This window comes from Terriglobus sp. YAF25 (genome assembly GCF_052113305.1).
GTDB lineage: Bacteria > Acidobacteriota > Terriglobia > Terriglobales > Acidobacteriaceae > Terriglobus.
Genome location: NZ_JBFRCY010000449.1, coordinates 1 through 3,840, shown reverse-complemented (window position 1 = coordinate 3,840; position 3,840 = coordinate 1). Strand labels below are relative to the sequence as shown.

At 58.5% G+C, this 3,840-nt stretch carries 5 protein-coding genes; 1 reads left to right on the top strand and 4 read right to left on the bottom strand.

The features are described from left to right. Nucleotides 1-221 precede the first annotated feature (221 nt). The 4 genes from AB4043_RS17685 to AB4043_RS17670 are packed head-to-tail and all read right to left on the bottom strand — an operon-like array spanning nt 222 to nt 3,401. A complete protein-coding gene (locus AB4043_RS17685) occupies nt 222-1,298 on the bottom strand; it encodes a hypothetical protein (protein ID WP_442300872.1) in 1,077 nt (358 codons plus the stop codon). A 50-nt stretch (nt 1,299-1,348) separates the two neighbouring features. Continuing rightward, complete coding sequence (locus tag AB4043_RS17680; RefSeq protein ID WP_442300873.1) at nt 1,349-2,350, bottom strand: hypothetical protein; 1,002 nt, start codon at nt 2,348-2,350, stop codon at nt 1,349-1,351. A gap of 44 nt (nt 2,351-2,394) precedes the next feature. Then, nucleotides 2,395-2,802, bottom strand: coding sequence for a hypothetical protein (locus AB4043_RS17675; RefSeq protein WP_442300874.1), 408 nt, complete (start codon nt 2,800-2,802; stop codon nt 2,395-2,397). Nucleotides 2,803-2,840: 38 nt separating this feature from the next. After that, nucleotides 2,841-3,401, bottom strand: coding sequence for an SRPBCC family protein (locus AB4043_RS17670; RefSeq protein ID WP_442300875.1), 561 nt, complete (start codon nt 3,399-3,401; stop codon nt 2,841-2,843). A 249-nt stretch (nt 3,402-3,650) separates the two neighbouring features. Between AB4043_RS17670 and AB4043_RS17665 the strand changes: the two genes are divergently transcribed. Further along, nucleotides 3,651-3,840, top strand: a 190-nt coding sequence (locus tag AB4043_RS17665; RefSeq protein ID WP_442307659.1) for a hypothetical protein, incomplete at its 3' end; no start/stop codon positions are given.

Here is a 3,840-nt window from a genome sequence, read left to right as displayed (position 1 = left end):
CCCACGCCTCATTCGGCATGGCGATCCGCACGGGGCGGCCGTTCACAGCGAAACGGATATCGGTGGCGTCGGCATGACGCGTTGCGATGGCGACGACCGTGCCCTTCCAGGTGCAGTGCAGGTCTTCCCCGGTAAACCGGTCGCGGGCGTGAAAGTCCTCGTACATATCTACGAGCTTAAATGAGGGGTGGTGCCGGGGCAAGGTGGACCGGTTCAGAGTTCTACCAGCCTGCGATGGCGAGATTTGAGAGCGAGTTTGAGGAGTCGTTCGCTCCCGGGCCCAGATACGCGTTCCATCCGGAGAGGAAGCCGGCAGTGGAGACCTGGTTCATCTCTGGCCGGTAGACGCTGGTGATGAAAGAGAAGTCCGTTACCCGACCATCCACGAGGCACGGTGGATACGTACGGTGCTTCATCTCCTCAGCGACATAGCCCTGGGTGAGGGTGTCGGCCCGCGATAGGACACGGATGTTGTCCGGTTTACCATTGCGGTCGACGTGAACATACGCCTGTAGCCGGGGAGTGTGAGACTGCGGCAGGCCAACGGGGCTGTATCCTCCCTGGTCGCACGCGGCTAGCTCAGCGCCATGGGCCGGATGCAGGTGACTGTCAGAGGGTGGGGCGTCCAGGGGATGATCGAGGGGTTCAAGCAGGGTGACCGTCAGCTCGGCAATCTTTCCCTCTTCGCCGAACACAGTAATGCGGCCGGGGACGCGATGTTCGCGGAGCGTATTCCAGTCGAGGATTGCAGTCACGATGCCGTTGCGCTTTACAGCTCGCAGTTCTCCGCTGGTGGCCTGGAAGCAGGTTGTGGGCGCGTCAACCAGAGAGACCGCATACATACCGGACTCATCCGTTCGTTGAGTGCCGAAGCAGGCCAGGGTGCCATGACCGGGAGCATGTTCGCTCAGGAAGCGGTCACGCGGAAGCACATCGGGGACCCCAGTCTCTCCAAGTCCGGCGAGGGCGAGCAGAAGTGCTGGTGAAAGAGAGATATTGCGGACGTCGACGAAAGCTCCCTCGGCGGTCGTGTAGGTCGTGAAGTGCTGCTTTGTGGAGGTAAATACCCGGCGCTGGCTGCCAGGGGAGCTATAGAAGTCTTCGACCGTTCCGGCCTGGGTCGAGTGTCCCTGTTGGTCGTAGAGCTGGAAGCTGACAATGCGATGCCAGGGCTGCCGATAGGCCTCACGGACTTCGAGACGCTGTGCCCGCAGCATGTCGGCGGGCTTCCATGGTTGTTCCGCCAGGGCCCCCGTGACCGCGATTCCGCAGAGAGCGAAGATCAGCGTCCGCATCATGCCGAACATCATAGCCCCGGTGCGCCATGGTTGGTGGAATGGTTATCTACTTAGAAGCGGGAAAACGGTCCTTTTCGGAACCGAAAGCGGTCTCTTGCCCACCAGAGCGCCGTCAGGCCATAGTCTGTAGCTTTTCCGGAGATTACGCATGGAGCGTATGTTTTTTTCCGGATCTCATCCTGTGCCTCTCCCTCAAATAAGCCAGAGGCGGAAGCGATAACGGACGTGCGGTCGGCCTTCCCCTGTTCATTGATATGAACATCCAGCAGCACACCGCGTGTGCCGAGCGAACTGGAAGCAGATGCGGTTATTTCGGTTCCTCCGGAATCGCATGGGCTGATCTCAGATCGCTCCCCCGGATAGATCGCTTCCGAAGGCTTCCGGATGGTTCCGTTTTCGGGAAGTGATTCCAGCAAGACGGTCTCAAGCGAGACGAGGGAACTCCCCTCAGTCGCGATCAGGACACGAGAGGGAACATATTTCTGATTGAGTAGTAGCTGGGCATTAACCGCGGTCATGATGTGTTCCAGTGTCACAGCGCGCAGTATTCCATTTTGATCGAAGCAGAATGAGGGAACGCTTCTGCTGCTGAATGCGATGAATCCGGAATCGTCCCGCCTGTCGATCTGGTAGCAGCTGAAGTGAGTGTCAGGGAGAGCCGCAATAGCGAGAATGCGGTCCTTAGCTAGGAGCTGCGGCACAAGTTGAGGGGACATACCTTGTAAGCCGAAGCGAAGCATTCCAGGAAGGATCGCGTTCTTGCGATCCGTAAATGTTCCTTCCGGAAGCGTATAGATCGAAAACGATTCCTTGGCGGAGCTGTAGGTGCGTTTCTGGTGAAACGGAGAATAGACGGTATCTTCTACCGTGCCGGCGATCTCTTTCTTCTTATCTCCGGGAAAAAGAATGAAGTGAACGATGCGATGCCAGGGTCTTGAATAAGCAGTGACGAATGCATCTCGTTCGGCAGCGAGCAGGCTCTGTGGAGAGGGCTGAGTCCCGATCAGCGAGGCTGACGATAGCAGGAAAACGCCAAGGAGAACTCGCCTCAATCGAACCTCCATTCAGTCGACCCCAATTGAAGGGCTCGATCATCTCACTTGACGACAAGCAGGGCAATCATCAGGGCGATGGCGGCGAGCAGCAGCGCAAGCAGGATCCAGAACCAGCTCTGGAAGCTGTGCAGCTGATGCTCCAACTGATCGATCTGGCGGCTGCTGGCTTCCTGGTGGGAACGGAGTTCGGCGGAGAGATGCTCGATCCGCTGATTCAGGTCTTGGTGTGTCTCAAAGATCTGCTTGCTGAGCGAGACGTGAGAACGGGCAACCTGGCCAAGTTCGGCTTTGAGTGATTCCGTGGCCTCGTTGAGCGGAGTGAGGTCGAGTTCAGCGGGCGCGGCGGCGGGTGCAGCCAGACGAGAAGCGACCAGCGACTCAAGCAAGGGGATCAGCCGGAGGAGCTTGGGAAGGTGTTCCGTCAATTGGAGAAGAAGCTTGGGCCACATAGGTTTAGGGTGCCGGGTATCGCCGGGAATCGCAAGTCCTAACGCCGGTTGAGGCTGGCTACCAGCTTCGGCAGGATCGAATCCAGTTTCTTCTGACGGGTCCGGAAGTTGGAGGCCAGTTGCCGCCTAATCATGGCGGACGAGGCGACGGCCATAGGGGGAGTGAACTCGATGTCGTCAGTGACCCGGGTGCCGTGAATCGGAACTCCCGCTTCATTGGCGCGGGTCTCTTCGCTGACGCTGTGCGTGTGCCGCCAGTAACGGAAGGGACCGCGAAGCTGAACGTCTGTGAAGTGATGGTTCCACGCGAACTCAGTGATCTCGACCTCCCAGGGGACACGGAAGTTGATCAGCGGCAGCGGAACCAGGCAGGCTGACACCGTAAAGCGGCTTCCTGCACCCGCGGCGATGCTCTTCAGGCGCAGGGCGGGGTCTGGCGCTACCGGTCGTGAAGGTGGCGGAGCCAGCGCGGCTTCCTCGATCCGGACCTTGAAGAACTTCGGCATCAGCAGCGGCAGATTGTATGGATTCGCAAAAAAAGCGAAGACCAGCTCGACCGGGTAGGGGACCCACTGCTCGGTATGAAATGTGGCCGGCACGGCTTTCAGAGTACTCGAACGATTACCGACCGAAACAGTCGGAAATATTTCTCAATTAGGACTTGAAAGGTCGCCAATTGCGATATGCTGCCTATATCGGACTGAAAAAGTCGCTGATCTCCTTCAGAAAGCTTCTGAAGGGAGAAGGTGTGCCGCGAACGGTTGAGGGGCTGCTTCGGGGCGGAAGACAAGAGTGGAAGCGTGTGCAGGTGAGGGCCTCCGCGCTGACCTAAACCCTGGAGGATTGGCATGAAGAGGCCTTTGAATCGTTGGAAGCTTTGGCAGAAGCGTAGTGCGAAGGTGGTGGCAGTAACCCTTGCGGCGTATGGCGCCGGCGAGGGAGCGGTCGCCCAAGAAGGTCATGGGCATGATCATTCGCATCACGCGCCCATCTCGCAGGGCGTGGTGAAGTTCAATATCCCAGCCGGGCAGATGGATG

Excerpts from the sequence above, each read along its gene's own strand:
- AB4043_RS17675 (WP_442300874.1), bottom strand. The coding sequence starts at position 2,802 with ATGTGGCCCAAGCTTCTTCTCCAATTGACGGAACACCTTCCCAAGCTC.
- AB4043_RS17685 (WP_442300872.1), bottom strand. The coding sequence starts at position 1,298 with ATGATGCGGACGCTGATCTTCGCTCTCTGCGGAATCGCGGTCACGGGG.